The sequence below is a fragment of the Pseudomonas sp. GW822-FHT06D10 genome, assembly GCF_058799535.1.
In genome coordinates this window covers 775,195-792,053 of sequence record NZ_JBXALN010000003.1, presented here as the reverse complement: position 1 = coordinate 792,053, position 16,859 = coordinate 775,195, and the positions used below count along the sequence as shown (strand labels likewise).

General features: G+C 64.3%; 14 protein-coding genes. 11 read left to right on the top strand and 3 right to left on the bottom strand.

The window, feature by feature from the left end; translation table 11 throughout:
- The first annotated feature begins 5 nt into the window (after positions 1–5).
- A complete protein-coding gene (locus AC1RL5_RS13625) occupies positions 6–326 on the top strand; it encodes a DUF2388 domain-containing protein (protein WP_011058495.1) in 321 nt (106 codons plus the stop codon).
- The gene (locus AC1RL5_RS13620; RefSeq protein ID WP_053160588.1) at positions 323–2,284 is read left to right on the top strand and encodes a DUF7844 domain-containing protein; all 1,962 of its coding nucleotides are present in this window, start codon (positions 323–325) and stop codon (positions 2,282–2,284) included. The genes AC1RL5_RS13625 and AC1RL5_RS13620 overlap by 4 nt, the downstream gene beginning before the upstream one ends.
- A gap of 84 nt (positions 2,285–2,368) precedes the next feature.
- On the opposite strand, the gene AC1RL5_RS13615 is transcribed toward AC1RL5_RS13620, so the two are convergent.
- Entirely contained in the window at positions 2,369–2,770 is a 402-nt protein-coding gene (locus tag AC1RL5_RS13615; RefSeq protein WP_072451957.1) for a GFA family protein, read from the bottom strand.
- A 319-nt stretch (positions 2,771–3,089) separates the two neighbouring features.
- On the opposite strand from AC1RL5_RS13615, the gene AC1RL5_RS13610 reads away from it, so the two are divergent.
- From AC1RL5_RS13610 to AC1RL5_RS13570, 9 genes are all read left to right on the top strand, one after another.
- Positions 3,090–4,397, top strand: a complete 1,308-nt coding sequence (locus tag AC1RL5_RS13610) for a CitMHS family transporter (protein ID WP_015633664.1) — start codon at positions 3,090–3,092, stop codon at positions 4,395–4,397.
- A gap of 67 nt (positions 4,398–4,464) precedes the next feature.
- Positions 4,465–5,232 carry a TerC family protein gene (locus tag AC1RL5_RS13605; protein ID WP_011058491.1) on the top strand — a complete coding sequence of 256 codons (768 nt, stop codon included), beginning with the start codon at positions 4,465–4,467 and terminating at the stop codon, positions 5,230–5,232.
- A gap of 216 nt (positions 5,233–5,448) precedes the next feature.
- Positions 5,449–7,107 (top strand): Na/Pi cotransporter family protein, encoded by a 1,659-nt coding sequence (locus AC1RL5_RS13600; protein WP_072451956.1) that lies wholly within the window; start codon positions 5,449–5,451, stop codon positions 7,105–7,107.
- A 56-nt stretch (positions 7,108–7,163) separates the two neighbouring features.
- Positions 7,164–8,546, top strand: a complete 1,383-nt coding sequence (locus tag AC1RL5_RS13595) for a M16 family metallopeptidase (RefSeq protein WP_072451955.1) — start codon at positions 7,164–7,166, stop codon at positions 8,544–8,546.
- A 179-nt stretch (positions 8,547–8,725) separates the two neighbouring features.
- Positions 8,726–9,769 (top strand): DUF5924 family protein, encoded by a 1,044-nt coding sequence (locus AC1RL5_RS13590; protein ID WP_041115011.1) that lies wholly within the window; start codon positions 8,726–8,728, stop codon positions 9,767–9,769.
- 54 nt (positions 9,770–9,823) lie between these two features.
- Positions 9,824–10,972, top strand: a complete 1,149-nt coding sequence (locus AC1RL5_RS13585) for an ABC transporter permease (RefSeq protein ID WP_011058487.1) — start codon at positions 9,824–9,826, stop codon at positions 10,970–10,972.
- Entirely contained in the window at positions 10,969–11,772 is an 804-nt protein-coding gene (locus AC1RL5_RS13580) for an ABC transporter ATP-binding protein (protein ID WP_011058486.1), read from the top strand. The genes AC1RL5_RS13585 and AC1RL5_RS13580 overlap by 4 nt, the downstream gene beginning before the upstream one ends.
- Position 11,773: 1 nt before the next feature.
- Positions 11,774–12,712 (top strand): MlaD family protein, encoded by a 939-nt coding sequence (locus tag AC1RL5_RS13575; RefSeq protein WP_011058485.1) that lies wholly within the window; start codon positions 11,774–11,776, stop codon positions 12,710–12,712.
- The gene (locus AC1RL5_RS13570) at positions 12,709–13,338 is read left to right on the top strand and encodes an ABC-type transport auxiliary lipoprotein family protein (protein ID WP_072451954.1); all 630 of its coding nucleotides are present in this window, start codon (positions 12,709–12,711) and stop codon (positions 13,336–13,338) included. Before AC1RL5_RS13575 ends, AC1RL5_RS13570 begins: the two co-directional genes overlap by 4 nt.
- 72 nt (positions 13,339–13,410) lie before the next feature.
- Here the strand turns inward: AC1RL5_RS13570 and AC1RL5_RS13565 are convergent, their stop codons facing one another.
- Both AC1RL5_RS13565 and gltP read right to left on the bottom strand, forming a co-directional pair.
- Positions 13,411–14,640: a nucleoside recognition domain-containing protein gene (locus AC1RL5_RS13565; RefSeq protein WP_019095624.1), complete on the bottom strand. Its 1,230-nt coding sequence runs from the start codon at positions 14,638–14,640 to the stop codon at positions 13,411–13,413.
- Positions 14,641–14,816: 176 nt separating this feature from the next.
- Positions 14,817–16,148, bottom strand: coding sequence for a glutamate/aspartate:proton symporter GltP (gene gltP, locus AC1RL5_RS13560; protein ID WP_011058482.1), 1,332 nt, complete (start codon positions 16,146–16,148; stop codon positions 14,817–14,819).
- Positions 16,149–16,859 lie beyond the last annotated feature (711 nt).

Below are 16,859 nucleotides of genomic sequence, written 5' to 3'. Positions count from 1 at the left end.
GTTCCATGCGTAGCCCGCTGATTGCCGCCACCCTTGGCCTGCTGTTGTTGGCCGACGTGGCCCAGGCACACACCCTGGTGGCCACCAGTAACATCATCGTCCGCGCCTCCGGCCGCACGATCGATTTCACCTCGGACACCACCACTTCGATCCGTGACTCCAAAGTCGTGCGCGAAGCCCACGACGATGCCGCCAGCTTCGTCGCCAGCAACGGTGATATCCGCGGCGCGCAACTCGAAGCGGCGTTCAATGCCCTGCGCACGCAGCTGCCAGAAGCCCGCGACGCCAGCGACCAGGTGCTTGCCGAAGCCATCCTGGCCCTGTGAAACCACTCCTAGCCTGGCTGCTGGCCGGGACCCTGGGGCTGCTCTGCGGCACCGCCCAGGCCGACCTGCAACTGCGCCTCAAGGCCGATGGCTTGAGCCCGGCGCAGCAACACGCCAGCCAGGCGCTGCTGGATGAAGCGATGCAGGCGTTGCCGCCGCGTTTCATCCAGCAACTGGATCGCACCATTGATGTCGGCTGGACCGACCGAATGCCCGACAACGCCTATGGCGAGGCATCCCTGGTGTCGGAACTGGACCTCAACCGCGCCTTGCTGCCCAGCCTGACCGACGGCTCCGCCGCCACCCAGAAGACCAGCCGCCCCCATGGCACCGTGCGCCGGGAAATGCTCGCCACGGTACTCCATGAACTGACCCACATTTATGATCGCGCGCGTTTGTGGCCCGGTGCCGAGCGTAGCCTGATCCAGCGCTGCACCCGCAAGAACAGCACCTCCGGGCTGATCGGCCTGCCGGATGAGTGTCGCGGCCAGAATGACCGGCGCTTCACCCTCAGCGATGATCCAAGGCTGCTGGATTTGGCCGGTTGGCCGCAATACGTCGGCCGCCGTGGCGAACGCGAGCAGCACAACCGTCAGGTCGCCCGCAGCCCGGACATCTACGAGATCACCAACCCGAAGGAATTCGTCGCGGTGAACATGGAGTACTTCCTTCTCGATCCGAGCTACGCCTGCCGCCGCCCGGCGCTGTACCGCTATTACCAGGAACATTTCGGCTGGGCGCCGGCCGCCAAGGACAGCTGCGCCAAGTCCTTCGCCTTCCTCAACGCCGGCAACGACTTCGCCAAGACGCCCCTGGGGCAGGTGGACCCGGAGCGGGTCTACGCGGTGGACTACCTGCTGGCCGAAGCCAACCAGAACTGGGTCAGCCGCTGGGGCCACAGCATGCTGCGCCTGGTGATCTGCGCCCCGGGCCGCCCCCGCGGGCCGGATTGCCGGCTGGACCTGGACCAGCACCTGGTGCTGTCCTACCGCGCCTTTGTCGGTGACGTGCAGCTCTCCAGCTGGGACGGCCTGGTGGGCAAGTACCCTTCGCGGCTGTTTGTCCTGCCGCTGTCCCAGGTGATCGACGAGTACACCAAGACCGAGCTGCGCAGCCTGGCCTCGGTACCGTTGAAGCTGTCACGCAGCGAGATCGAGGAAGTGGTGGAGCACGCCGCCGAGATGCATTGGAGCTACGACGGCAACTATTACTTCCTGTCCAACAACTGCGCAGTGGAAAGCCTCAAGCTGCTGCGCAGCGGCAGCAACAACAAGCAACTGATCGGCCTCGACAGCATCATGCCCAACGGCTTGCTGGAGGTGCTCAAGGGCAGGGGGCTGGCGGACACCAGCGTGCTCGACGACCCGCGCGAAGCGCTGCGCCTGGGGTATCGCTTCGACTCCTTCCGCGACCGCTACCAGGCGATGTTCGAGGTGATCAAGAAGCGCCTGCCGATCAAGCAGGCCAGCGTCGAAGACTGGCTGTCGCTGAGCGCCGAGGAACGCCGGCACTGGTTCGACCAGGCCGACCTGCGCACCAGCGCCGCCTTGCTGCTGCTGGAGCAGGCCAGTTATCGCCGGCAACTGCTGCTGGCTCAGGACGAGGTCAAGCAGCGCTACCTGGGGGCTCGCGAGCTGAAAAATGGTGGTATGGAGCAGGCCAACAAGACCCTGCAGCAGATCCTCGCCAACAGCGGCTTCCTCAGCCGCCCGGCAGAATTGCTGGGCAGCGGCGGCTACGGCCTGCCTCAGCCCGCTGAATGGCAACGCCTGGAGTCCGAGAGCAGCCAGCGGCAAAAGCAACTGCAATCCTTGACCGGTGACCTGGACAAGGAAGTGCGAGCCCTGCTGGAACCGGCCCGAGCGGCGGAAATCGCCGCCAACGAGGCCAACCTGAAGCTGGTGGGCGAGCATCTGCGGACGCTGCACAAGGCGGCAGGCGGCCTGGAACTGCCGTAGCGCTGCCAAGCCCGCGAGGCTGCGAAAAGGACCGAAGGGCCTTGCTGGGCGGTCTGCGCGCTCGTGCGCAGCCTGCGGCAGCGGCTACAGGGTTTCCTGCGGTTCTTGCGGCAGGTGCTCGTCCAGATGCAACCAGGGCAGGCGGCTGTCGGTCCAGATATGCCGGTCTGCAGAAGCCAGTTCCGGGTGATCCAGGGTGGCGATGGTGACATCGATGCTGTCTGGGCTCAGGTGGGTGATCAGCGCCAAATGAGCACCACAGTTGCCGCAGAAATAGCGCGCACAACCTCCAGATGAGTCGTACCGGGCGGGAACGCCTTCCAGCCATTCGAAAGCCGAGGCGGGCAGGGTGATCCAGGTGGTCACCAGACCGCCACTGACCCGACGGCAGATCGAGCAATGGCAGTGGGCGATGTCCCGCAACGGGCCGCTGAACTGGTAACGCAGCCGCCCGCAGTGGCAGCCTCCGGTGTGCAACTCTCTCATGTGCATGTCTCCCTGGCGCCGATAGCCATCACTTTATGCCGCTGGTCGCCTGCTGCAACATCCGTTCGTTCCTTTCAGCGACGAAAGCTGGCTGAAAGCTTCCCCCATTAGGATCGCCTCCACTACCGGCAACAGACCGGTTGGCCACAGCGGGCGTTTCTCGCGCTCCCGGCCCTATTAACAACAACAATGGTGATTCTGATGTCCGCTCCTACCCGCCTGTTCGCTGCAACTCCTCCCGTACGCCTCGTGCTTGCCGTTCTGCGCTGATCCCACCCGGTTCGCCATTCCCTAGCCGCGCTACGCCTGGAGTAATCCCATGCTGACTTTCCTTGGCTTTGCCATGGTCATCACCTTCATGTTCCTGATCATGACCAAGCGCCTGTCGGCGCTGATCGCCCTGATCATCGTGCCCATCCTGTTCGCCCTGTTCGGCGGGTTCGCGCCGAAGATCGGCCCGATGATGCTCGAAGGCATCACCAAGCTCGCGCCCACCGGCGTGATGCTGATGTTCGCCATTCTGTATTTCGCCCTGATGATCGACTCCGGCCTGTTCGACCCGGCCGTGCGCAAGATCCTCAAGCTGGTCAAGGGCGACCCGTTGAAGGTCTCGGTGGGCACTGCGGTACTGGCCCTGGTGGTGTCCCTGGACGGTGACGGCGCCACCACCTACATGATCTGCGTGGCCGCCATGCTGCCGCTGTACAGCCGCATCGGCATGAGCCCGCGAATCATGGCCGGCCTGATCATCCTCGCCGGCGGGGTGATGAACATGACCCCCTGGGGCGGCCCGACCGCCCGCGCGGCCAGCGCCCTGCACGTGGACCCGTCGGACATCTTCGTGCCCATGATCCCGGCCATGCTGGCCGGCGTGGTGGCGATCCTGGCGATCGCCTACATGTACGGCAAGCGGGAAAGGGCGCGCCTGGGTGAATTGCACCTGGCGGGCGACGAGATCGACCACAGCGAGATCAGCGTGTCGCAGTACCCCGACGCTCGTCGTCCGAAGCTGATCTGGTTCAACGGCGCCCTGACCTTCGCCCTGATGTGCGCGCTGATCGCCGGGCTGCTGCCGTTGCCGGTGCTGTTCATGGTGGCCTTCAGTATCGCCATGATCGTCAACTATCCCTGCCTGCAGCAGCAGAAGGATCGGGTCGCGGCCCACGCCGGCAGCGTGCTGGCGGTGGTCGGGCTGATCTTCGCGGCGGGCATCTTCACCGGCATCCTGTCCGGCACCGGCATGGTGGATGCCATGTCCAAGAGCCTGCTGGCGGTGATCCCGGAAGCCCTGGGGCCGTACCTGGCGGTGATTACCGCGCTGGTGAGCATGCCGTTCACCTTCTTCATGTCCAACGATGCCTTCTACTACGGCGTGCTGCCGGTACTGGCCGAAGCCGCCAGCCACTACGGCATCACCGCGGTGGAAATGGCCCGTGCGTCGATCGTCGGCCAACCCGTGCACTTGCTCAGCCCGCTGGTACCCTCGACCTACCTGTTGGTGGCCCTGGCCGGTATCGAGTTCGGCGATCACCAGCGCTTCACCCTCAAGTGGGCAGTGCTGGTCTGCCTGTGCATAATGTTCGCCGCTTTGCTGATGGGGATTTTTCCGCTGTTCAGCACTCTATAAAAGCAATGCTTCTGCGCCCGGGCCGGCCTCACGGCCCGGGCTATAACACTCGCTCAAAGGAATACACATGGAATGGCTGACCAACCCGGAAATCTGGGTTGCCTTCTTTACCCTGACTGCCCTGGAGATCGTCCTGGGCATCGACAACATCATCATGATCTCGATCCTGGTCAGCCGCATGCCCAAGCACATGCAGGCGCGCACGCGGATCTTCGGTCTGGCGCTGGCGATGGTCACGCGCATTCTGTTGCTGCTGTCGATCACCTGGGTCATGCGCCTCACGGCCGACCTGTTCGTGGTCTTCGGCCAGGGCATTTCCGGGCGTGACCTGATCCTGTTCTTCGGTGGCCTGTTCCTGCTGTGGAAAAGCTCCCAGGAGATGTACCACGCCCTGGAAGGCGAGGACGAAACCATTGATGAGCCCAAGGGCAAGGGCGGCAACTTCCTCTACACCATCATCCAGATCGCCATTATCGACATCGTCTTCTCCCTGGATTCGGTGATCACCGCCGTGGGCATGGTTTCCCATGTGCCGGTCATGGTGGCGGCCATCATCGTCGCGGTGCTGGTGATGATGCTGGCGGCCGGGACCATCAGCGAATTCATCGACAAGCACCCGTCGCTGAAAATGCTCGCGCTGTCCTTCCTGCTGGTGGTGGGTACGGTCCTGATCGCCGAAGCCTTCGAAGTGCACGTGCCAAAAGGCTACGTCTACTTCGCCATGGCCTTCTCCCTGGCGGTGGAAGCCATCAACATCAAGATGCGCACCGCCATCGCGAAAAAGAAAAAACAGCAGGACCCGGTGAAACTGCGCAAGGACGTTCCTGGTCAATAATCCGGGAATGCGCTGAATGGAAAAGGGGCTCTCGAGCCCCTTTTCTGCGTCTGCAGGAAGCTGTTTTCATGACAGTTTTGTTTCAATCGCCGGTTTGGCTATGCGATGCTGGCGCCTCGTGCGTTAGCCAACTACAGCTTAAGTACATAACGTAGAACGTCGCGCAACAACGTCCACTCGCCCCGCTTGGGGCACTTCACCCCAGGGGGGGCCTCTATGCTGACCCTGCTCAATCTGCTTTCCGCCGTGGCCCTGCTGATCTGGGGTACGCATATCGTCCGTACCGGCATCCTGCGGGTCTACGGCTCCAACCTGCGCCACGTGATCGGCCAGAACATGGCCAGGCGGCCACTGGCGTTCATTGCCGGGATCCTGGTCACGGCCATGGTCCAGAGCAGCAACGCCACGGCGATGCTGGTGACGTCCTTTGTCGGCCAGGGCCTGATGGCGCTGACCCCGGCGCTGGCCACCATGCTCGGCGCCGACGTCGGTACCGCGCTGATGGCCCGAGTACTGACCTTCGACCTGTCCTGGCTGTCGCCGCTGCTGATCTTTCTCGGGGTGATCTTCTTTCTCTCGCGCAAGCAGACCCGCGCCGGCCAGCTGGGCCGGGTCGGCATCGGCCTGGGGCTGATCATCCTGGCCCTGCAACTGATCGTCGAAGCCGCGGCCCCCATCACCCATGCCCAGGGCGTGAAGGTCCTGTTCGCCTCGCTGACCGGCGATATTCTCCTGGATGCGCTGATGGGTGCGGTGTTCGCCATGGTGTCCTATTCCAGCCTGGCGGCGGTGCTGCTCACCGCGACCCTGGCCGGCGCCGGGGTCATCAGCCTGCCGGTGGCCATCGGCCTGGTGATCGGCGCCAACATCGGCAGCGGGGTGCTGGCCTTCCTCAGCACCAGCATGCAGAACGCCGCCGGGCGCCAGGTCGCGCTGGGCAGCCTGCTGTACAAGCTCATCGGCCTGCTGCTGATCATCCCGGTGCTCGACCCACTGGCCCACTGGATGGACAGCCTGGACCTCAGCCCCCAGGAAGTGGTGATCGGCTTCCACCTGCTGTACAACACCGCCCGCTGCCTGTTGCTGCTGCCCACTGTCGGCCCCATGGCCCGGCTCTGCGCCTGGCTGCTGCCGGAGCGCCCCCAGGAAAACGGCCGCGCTCGCCCGCGGCACCTGGACCCAACCGCCCTGGCCACGCCGAGCCTGGCCCTGGCCAACGCCGCCCGCGAAACCCTGCGCATCGGTGACCTGATCGACAGCATGCTGGAGGCGATGCGCGACGCGCTGCAGGGCAAGCAGACCGCCATCACCCAGGAGTTGCGCGCCCTCAGCGACGACGTCGAAGCGCTGTACAGCGCCATCAAGCTGTACCTGGCGCAGATGCCCCGGGAAGACCTCAGCGACCAGGACAGCCGGCGCTGGGCCGAAATCATCGAACTGGCGTTCAACCTCAAGCTGGCCAGCGATCTGATCGAACGCATGCTGCGCAAGGTCCAGCAGCAGAAGACCTCCCAGCGCCGCTCCTTCTCCGAGGTTGGCCTGGAAGAGTTGACCGGGCTGCACGCGCAACTGATCGCCAACCTGCGCCTGGGGCTCTCGGTGTTCCTGAGCGCCGACCCGGAAAGCGCGCGCCAGCTGCTGCGGGAAAAACGCCGTTTCCGCGCCCAGGAGCGGCGCCTGGCCCACGCCCACGTCAGCCGCCTGCAACGCAAGATCGTCCAGAGCATCGAGACCAGTTCCCTGCACCTGGAGCTGATCGCCGACATGAAGCGCCTCAACTCCCTGTTCTGCAGCAGTGCCTACGTGGTTCTGGAAACCTCGGACACCGGCGCGCTGGAGGTCGAAGAGATGGCTGACATCACTCATTCACCCTGAACGTCCACAGTCCCACGAAGTCTGTAGAACTTACGCACGCCGTAAGGAAGCTTGTTATGCGTTGTCTGTTATTCGCCTGCCTGTTGCTGGGCAGTGCACAAGGATGGGCTTTGGATCGTTTCCAGGTCGAAGGCTACACCCTGCCCAATGGCCTGCAACTGCTGCTCAAGCCCGGCAGCGAACGCGGCCACGTGGCGATCCGCCTGGTGGTGGGAGTGGGCCTGGACGACTTCGCCTGTGCCGACAAGGAGTTGCCGCACCTACTGGAACACCTGCTGTTCAGCGGCGTGGATGACAGCGGGGAAGGCGGCCTGGAAGAACGCATGCAGGCCCTGGGCGGCGAATGGAATGCCTACACCAGCAATGCCGACACCACCTTCGTCATCGAGGCCCCGGCGCGCAACCAGCGCAAGGTCCTGGACCTCTTGCTGTCGCTGCTGACCCATACCCGCCTGGACGACAACGCCGTGGCCGCGGCCAAGCAAGTGGTGGAACGCGAAGGCGGGGGTCACTATTCGCACCTGCAACGCTGGCTCGACCGCCAGGACCTGGGACACAAGGCAGGCAACCAGCTGGCGGTGGAACTGGGGCTCAAATGCGCCGAACGCGCCGAGGTCGGGAACCTGACCCTGGCCCAGCTGGAGCAGGTACGCAAGGACTGGTACGCCCCCAACAACATGACCCTGATCGTGGTGGGCGAGCTCGATCGCCTGCTACCGGCCTACCTGGAGCGCACCTACGGTGCCCTGGAGCCGGTGGAGCCCAGCGAACACCCCGACCTGCCGCAGATCCAGGGCACCGCCGCCCCTGAGCGCACCCTGGTCCATGGCTGGGTAGGGCAGAGCGCGCAACTGCACTGGCTGTTTCCCGAGCCCGTGCTGGACCAGCAGCACGACGAGACCTTCGACCTGCTCAAGGACTACCTGGACTGGGCGCTGTATCGCCAACTGCGTCTTGAGCACGAATTGTCCTACGGCCCCTGGAGTGATCGGGAAGTCTTCGGTGGCGTGGGTTTTCTCAGCTTCAATGCCGACCTTGAGCGCGACGACCTGCCCCAAGCCCGGCAAGTGGTAGAGCAGCTCAAGGCACGGCTGCTCAAGGACGGCCTCGACCCGGCCACCTTCGCCCGCCTGAAACAGGCTGCCATCGATCGCCAGGCCTGGGCCGTGCAGGGCAACAGCGCCCTGGCGGACTATTACTGGAGCGCCCTCGGGGACTTCGACAACGGCCGCTTCAGCGACCCGGCCAAGCGCCTGAAAGCAGTGAGCCTGGAACAGGCCAACCTGGCCCTGCGCCAGCTGCTGCAGCAGCCGGGCTACCTGCGCATCGAACAACCGCTGCTCAGCGACGAACAACTGCTCTGGCTGATCGGCGGCCTGCTGGCCCTGGTCCTGCTCGGCAGCTTCGGCGTCTACCTGCTGCGCCGCCGGGCCCGCTGACCCATGGCCAGGGAGCTTGCTCCCGCCGGGCCGCGCAGCAGCCCCAGGGGCAGGGCAATGCGATCACCTTGGCCGGATTACCTCGCCAGCGCGTGCGCACCTGAGCAAGCTCCCTCGCCACGGGCCGCCGCCGACGTTATCCTGTCGCGGTTTTTCCTGCCCTGACTGTGATCCCCCCGATGCCAAACCTGACCCTCCTTATCCAGCGCATTCTCGAACTGATGAAGCGCTATCCGGGGATCATTGCGCTCGGCGGTTTCATCTCCGGGGTCGGCAGCTTCATCCTGGTGGACCGGCAACAGAGCCTGGCCTCGTGGATCGCCGTGATCCTGCTGGTGAGCTGGGTCTGGCTGATGCTGGAGAACAGCCTGACTCAGCTGTTCACCAAGGTCTTCAAGCGCGAGATCCCGCAGCCGCTGCTGCGCTATGCGACGCAGATGATCCACCAGGAAAGCCTGTTCTTCGTCCTGCCGTTCTTTTTCATCACCACCAGCTGGAACAGTGGCCAACTGGTGTTCACCGGCCTGCTCGGCGCCGCGGCGCTGATTTCCATCACTGACCCGCTGTACTACAAATGGCTGGCCCCGCGCCGCTGGCTGTTCCTGGCGCTGCACACCCTGACCCTGTTCGCCGCCTTGCTCACGGCCCTGCCGCTGATCCTGCACCTGACCACCGCCCAGAGCTTCAAGCTGGCCCTGGGCATCGCCATGCTCCTGTCCTTTCCGAGCCTGGCCTCGATCCTGCCGATCCGCAGCCTGCGCAGCGCCCTGACCGTGCTGGCCATTACCCTGGCCATCGGCAGCACCGGCTGGCTGCTACGCTCCTGGGTGCCGCCGGCCACCCTGTGGCTGACGGAGGATGCCATCAGCACCCAGCTCCAGGATCGCACCCCGGGCGACAGCCTGGAGCAGATCAGCACCGCCCAGGTACGCAGCACCGGCCTGTACGCCTACACCGCGATCAACGCCCCCCGGGGCCTGGACGAGCGCATTTACCACGTCTGGCAATTCAACGGCAGCGAGGTGGATCGCGTCGCCCTGGACATCCATGGCGGGCGCAAGGAAGGCTACCGTGCCTGGTCCCACAAGCAGAATTTCCCCGCCAACCCGGCGGGCGACTGGCAAGTGCGGGTGATCACCGAGGACGGCCAGGTGATCGGCGTGCTGCGCTTCGAGATCACCGCTCCAGATCAAGACGCGGCCAAGACCGGCGAGGCAAAGTAACCGGGATCGTGCTATTACGTAGCACTGCGAAATGGCCACACAAGCTCGGAGCTTATGACTAGCAGCGTGACGCCCGGCACCGCTCAACTGGACCTTGCCCACTCCCCGGCGCAATTGCGTATCGGCGGCGACTGGACGCTGGCGCACTACAGCGACCTCAAGCGCCTCAGCCAATCCCTGGACGGCCGCTACGACAGCAGCACCCATATCGACCTCAACGGCCTGGGCGCCCTGGACACCGCCGGCGCGTCGCTGCTGGTGGAGCTGCTGGGGGCCGAACGCCTGGGGCAGTCCGCCGAACACCCCGACTGCACCTTGTCCGCCGCCGACCGCGCGCTGCTGCACACGGTCTACACCTCGTTGAACGACTTCTGCGTACCGGTCAAGGAACCGGAGATCTCGGTCAGCGTGCAATTGCTTTCGCGCATTGGTAGCGCGGTCTACACCGTCTGGCAGGACACCCTGAAGGTCCTGGGCTTCATCGGCCTGATCCTGGAAACCCTGGCCCGCGGCCTGCTGCGCCCCAAGCGCTGGCGCATCACCCCGGTGGTGGCACACATCGAACAGACCGGCCTCGACGCGGCGCCCATCGTCGCCCTGCTGACCTTTCTGGTGGGCGCGGTGGTGGCCTTTCTCGGCGCCACCGTGCTGGCCAACTTCGGCGCCAGCATCTTTACCGTGGACCTGGTGGCATTTTCCTTCCTGCGGGAATTCGGCGTACTGCTCACCGCGATTCTCATGGCCGGGCGCACCGCCAGCGCCTTCACCGCGCAGATCGGCTCGATGAAGGCCAATGAAGAGATCGACGCCATCCGCACCCTGGGCCTGGACCCGGTAGAGCTGCTGGTGCTGCCTCGGGTCCTGGCCCTGCTGGTGTCGCTGCCGATGCTGACGTTCCTGGCGATGCTTTCGGGGATAGTCGGTGGCGCGGTGGTCTGCGCCCTGTCCCTGGATATCTCCCCGGCGATGTTCCTCTCGCTGCTGCATTCGGATATCGGCGTGAAGCACTTCCTGCTGGGCCTGGTGAAAGCACCGATCTTCGCCTTCCTGATCGCCGCCATCGGCTGCCTGGAAGGCTTCAAGGTCAGCGGCAGCGCCGAGTCGGTGGGCGCCCACACCACCTCCAGCGTGGTCCAGTCGATCTTCGTGGTGATCGTCATCGATGCCGTGGCCGCGCTGTTCTTCATGGAGATGGGCTGGTGAGCCGGCCGCCACGCGCGCCGGCGAAGGCGGTGATCGAGGTCCGTGGCCTGTGCAACCGCTTCGGCAAGCAGAGCGTGCACGAGAACCTCGACCTGGATGTGTACCAGGGCGAGATCCTCGGCGTGGTCGGCGGCTCGGGCAGCGGCAAGTCGGTACTGCTGCGCAGCATCGTCGGCCTGCGCCAGCCCAGCGAAGGCTCGGTGCGGGTATTCGGCCAGGACCTGCCAAGCCTGCCGGAACAGCAACGTTCGCTGATCGAACGACGCTTCGGCGTACTGTTCCAGAAGGGCGCGCTGTTCACCTCGCTGACCGTGACCGAGAACGTCGCCCTGCCATTGATCGAGCATGCCGGCCTGTCCCGTGCCGATGCCGAACACCTGGCGGCGGTCAAGCTGGCCCTGGCCGGCCTGCCGCTATCGGCGGCCGACAAGTACCCGGCCTCGCTCTCTGGCGGGATGATCAAGCGCGCTGCCCTGGCTCGGGCGCTGGCCCTGGACCCGGACATCCTGTTTCTCGACGAACCCACCGCCGGCCTCGACCCGGTGGGCGCCGCCGCCTTTGACCAGTTGATCCTGACCCTGCGCGATGCCTTGGGGCTCAGTGTGTTCCTGGTCACCCACGACCTGGACACCCTCTACACCATCACCGACCGTGTGGCGGTGCTGGCGCAGAAAAAGGTACTGGTGGCGGATGCCATCGATATCGTCGCCGAGACCGACGACGAATGGATTCACCAATACTTCCATGGCCCTCGCGGCCGCGCGGCCTACCAGGCCGCTACACAGACCAACGAGGGATGACATGGAAACCCGAGCCCATCATGTACTGATCGGCCTGTTCACCGTGATCGTGGTGGCCGGCGCCTTGCTGTTCGGCCTGTGGCTAGCCAAGTCCAGCGTCGACAGCGCCTTCCAGGACTACCAGATCGTCTTCAACGAGGCGGTCAGTGGCCTGTCCAAGGGCAGCTCCGTGCAATACAGCGGGATCAAGGTCGGTGATGTGGTCAACCTGCGCCTGGACCCCAAGGACCCGCGCCGGGTGCTGGCACAGATCCGCCTGGGCAGCGAGACGCCGATCAAGGAGGACACCCAGGCCAAGCTGGCCCTGACCGGCATCACCGGCACCTCGATCATCCAGCTCAGCGGCGGCACGCCGCAAAGCCCGACCCTCAAGGGCAAGGACGGCGAACTGCCCACCATCATCGCCTCACCGTCGCCCATCGCCCGCCTGCTGAACAACAGCAACGACCTGATGACCGGGGTCAACCTGCTGCTGCACAACGCCAACCGCATGTTCTCCCCGGACAACGTGGCCCGGGTCAGCAGCACCCTGGACAACCTGCAGAAGACCTCCGCCAGCATCGCCGAGCAGCGCGACGACCTGCGCCAGCTGATGCAGCAACTGGGCTCCATCAGCAAGCAGACCGGCGCCATGCTGGAACAGACCACCGCGCTGATGCGCAATGCCAACGGCCTGCTCAACGACCAGGGCAAGCAGATGTTCGGCAGCGCCGAGCACGCCATGCGCTCCCTGGAGCAAAGCAGCGCCACCCTGAACAAACTGCTGAGCGACAACCAGGACTCGCTGAACAACGGCATGCAGGGCCTCAACGGCCTGGCGCCAGCGGTCCGCGAGCTGCGCGAGACCCTGAGCTCGCTGCGGGCCATCACCCGGCGCCTGGAAGCCAACCCCGGCGGTTACCTGCTGGGTAACGAGAAGAACAAGGAGTTCACGCCATGAAGCGTGCCTATCGCCTGCTTGCCCCCATGGGCCTGAGCGCCGCCCTGGCCCTGACCGGAGCCTGCTCGATACTGCCCAAGGGCGAGCCGCTGGACATCTATCGGCTGCCGGTGGGCCAGGCCGGCGCCACGGCGCCGAACCAGGCCCTGCCGTGGTCCTTGCAGTTGCTCAAGCCCCAGGCCGGGGATGCGCTGAACAGCGCACGGATCGCGGTGATTCCCCAGGGCAACCTGATCAGCAGCTACAAGGCCTCGCGCTGGAGCGACCCGGCACCGATCCTGCTGCGCAACCGCCTGCTGGACGGCTTCCAACGCGATGGCCGGGTCCAGCTATTGAGCACCGATGACAGCAACCTGCAGACCGACCTGGCCCTGGGCGGCGACCTGCAAGCCTTCCAGACCGAATACCAGGGCAACGCCGCCCAGGTGGTGATCCGCCTGGATGCGCGGCTGATTCGTGGCTATGACCAGAAGATCCTCGCCAGCCGGCGCTTCGAAGTGCGCCAAGCGCTGGCTGAAACCGGGGTGCCGGCGGTGGTCACAGGATTTGGCCAGGCCGGCGATGCGCTGACCCGGCAAGTGGTGGATTGGGCAGTGGGGCAGGGCAATCGGGCGCTGAAACATTGAAAGCCCTTTCGCCGGCAAGCCGGCTCCTACAGAGGGAGTAGGAGCCGGCTTGCCGGCGAAGGCTCGCTCAACTCATCCAAAGAACCAGTAGCAAACCGCAATCGCCGCCACCACACCGGCGAATTCCGCCAGCAAGGCACAGCCCACGGCGTGCCGCACCCGCTGGATGCCTACCGCGCCGAAGTACACCGCCAGCACATAGAAGGTGGTTTCGGTACTGCCCTGGATGGTGGCCGCCACCAGGGCCGGGAAGCTGTCCACGCCCTGGGTCTGCATGGTCTCGATGAGCATGGCCCGTGCCGCACTGCCCGAGAACGGCTTGACCAGGGCAGTGGGCAAGGCGTCGACGAAACGTGTGTCCCAACCGGCCCACTCCACCAGATGACGAATGCCGTCGAGGCCGAAATCCAGGGCCCCGGACGCCCGCAGCACGCCGATGGCGCAGAGCATCGCGACCAGGTATGGCAAGAGGCTCTTGGCGACGTCGAAGCCCTCCTTGGCGCCCTCGACAAAGGCCTCGTAGACCTTGACCTTGCGCAGCGCGCCGACCACCAGGAACAGCATGATCAGCCCAAACAGCGTGAGGTTGCCGAGAATCGACGACAGGGACGCCAGGGCCGTGGCCGACAGGGTGGCCAGCAAGGCCATGAAGGCGCCCAGGGCCAGGGCCCCGGGAACCAGGTAGGCCAGTACCACCGGGTCCCACAGGCGCAGGCGCTGCATCACCGCGACCGACAGCAGGCCCACCAGGGTCGAGGCGCTGGTGGCCAGGAGAATCGGCAGGAACACCAGGGTCGGGTCCGCCGCGCCTTGCTGGGCGCGGTACATGAAGATGGTCACCGGCAGCAGGGTCAGGGACGAGGCGTTGAGCACCAGGAACAGGATCTGCGCATTGCTGGCGGTGGTGGCGCTGGGGTTGAGCTCCTGCAGGGCGCGCATGGCCTTGAGGCCGATGGGCGTGGCGGCGTTGTCCAGGCCCAGGCCGTTGGCGGCGAAGTTCAGGGTGATCAGGCCCAGGGCCGGGTGCCCCGGCGGCACTTCCGGCATCAGGCGCTTGAACAGCGGCCCCAGGACCTTGGCCAGCCACTCGACGATTCCAGCCTTCTCGGCGATGCGCAGAAAACCCAGCCACAGGGTCAGGGTGCCGAACAGCAGGACCATGACCTCCACCGACAGCTTGGCCATGGCGAAGATGCTTTCCACCATGGCAGCGAAGATCCCTGCGTTGCCACCCACCAGCCACTGCGCCAGGGCCGACACGGTTGCCACGATAAAGAAGCCAAGCCACAGGCCATTGAGCATCGGTCATACCCCTCGAAAGATGCGGCGAATGATAGCGGGGCGGGCAGAAACGACAAACCCCGGATTAACCGGGGCCTGTCATCTGTTGGGGCTGGATTGCCGCTGAAGGCGGTCTTCAGGCAGGTGAAGGGCTTGGGGCCTCTTCGCTGGCAAGCCAGCTCCTACACAATAGGCGCTTAGCCTTTGGACGCTTCGCCTGCTGGCAGTTTTTCCTTGCTGCGCCAGTGCGGCAGGGAGTTCCAGTAGCGCTGGCCCTTGGCGTCGTCGTACATGCCTTCCCAACGGGAGATGACCAGTACCGCCAGGGCGTTGCCGATCACGTTCAAGGCGGTACGCGCCATGTCCATCACACGGTCGACACCAGCGATGAAGGCCAGGCCTTCCAGAGGAATGCCGACGCTGCCCAGGGTGGCCAGCAGGACCACGAAGGACACGCCCGGAACCCCGGCGATACCTTTGGAGGTGACCATCAGGGTCAGCACCAGCAGCAGTTGCTGGCTGATGGACAGGTCGATGCCGTACAGCTGGGCGATGAAGATCGCCGCGATGCTCTGGTACAGGGTCGAACCGTCGAGGTTGAACGAGTAGCCGGTCGGCACCACGAAGCTGCAGATGGCTTTCGGCGCGCCGTAGGCTTCCATCTTCTCGATCACCCGCGGCAGCACGGTTTCCGAGCTGGCGGTGGAGTAGGCCAGGACCAGCTCATCCTTGAAGATGCGCATCAGCTTGATCACCGAGAAGCCGAACAGGCGGGCGATCAGGCCGAGGATCACGAAAGCGAAGAAGGCGATGGCCACGTACACCAGGATCACCAGCTTGGCCAGCGGCAGCAGGGAGGCGAAACCGAAGTTGGCGACGGTCACCGCGATCAGTGCAAATACGCCGATAGGGGCGTAGTTCATGATCATGTGGGTGACTTTGAACATGCTTTCCGAAACGCCCTGGAACATCTTCACCAGCGGTTCGCGCAGGTCGGACTGCAGGCTCGACAGGCCCAGGCCGAACAGCACCGAGAAGAAGATGATCGGCAGCATCTCGCCGCGGGCCATGGCCGCGAAGATGTTCGATGGAATCAGGTTGAGGATGGTCTCGATGAACGCGTGTTCATGCTGCACCTCGGCCGCAGTGGCCTGGTACTTGGAGATGTCCACGGTGCCCAGGGTGCTCATGTCGATGCCTGCGCCCGGATGGAACAGGTTGGCCAGCAGCAGGCCGACGACGATGGCGATGGTGGTCACGATTTCGAAGTAGATGATGGTCTTGAGGCCGATGCGCCCCAGTTTCTTCGCGTCACCGACACCGGCGATGCCGACGATCAGCGAGGAAATGACGATCGGGATCACGATCATCTTGATCAAGCGGATAAAGATATCGCCCGCAGGCTGCAGGACGTTGCTGATCCACCAGGCCTTTTCAGCACTGAAATGATTGAGCAGCGCGCCAATCGCAATCCCCAGGACCAGACCGATGAGGATCTGCCAGGCGAGGCTTAATTTTGCCTTCTTCATATCATTACCCTTACTTCAGTTGGACTCGGGCTGATGCGCGAACTGGAACGCTCAATGGCGGAAAAGTTTGTGCATCGGCCCCCGTATAAGGTCATCCCGAACGAGCATTTACGGCTCTCTGCGGGCGAAAAAAGGCGCAACTATTCCGATGCTAGGGAGGCACGTCTAATGCCGTAAACGCCTACCCTATGCCGAATCGGCATGAGTTTTTCCAAACAAAACGAGCGTCCCAACCGGTTCGAATACGACATTTCGGCAGGCAAAAATGCCGTGAAACGGCCATTTCAGGCGGCGTGCAGGCTTGTCGGAGGGGTCAGGAAAAAGGCTAAAAAAGTTTAGGATTGCTCTGATTCGGGCGCCCGGAAACGCTGCGCAATTCGCACAAAGTTTCTCGATATACGGTCGCAGAGAAACACCAGGAAACGTTTGATCGGAGTCAAAGGAAGATTTTTTCCCGCGCGAGCACGGAAATTGTCAGACGGACGGCTCTAGCACAGGACTTTGCCATTCAAGCACGCCGCAAGCTCATCAGGTCGGTGGCCGACCTGGGAGCTTGCGCCGCCGCTCTTTCCTGACCCGGCCCTTGCGGAGGCACTCCCTGTACCCCTAGGTCACTCCGATCACTCGTGGATCAGAACATCCCGGCCCCTTGGTCATGCACTCGCCCTCCTCGGGTGGTGCAACAGCCGAAAGCGCCAGGGCGGCCCTTTC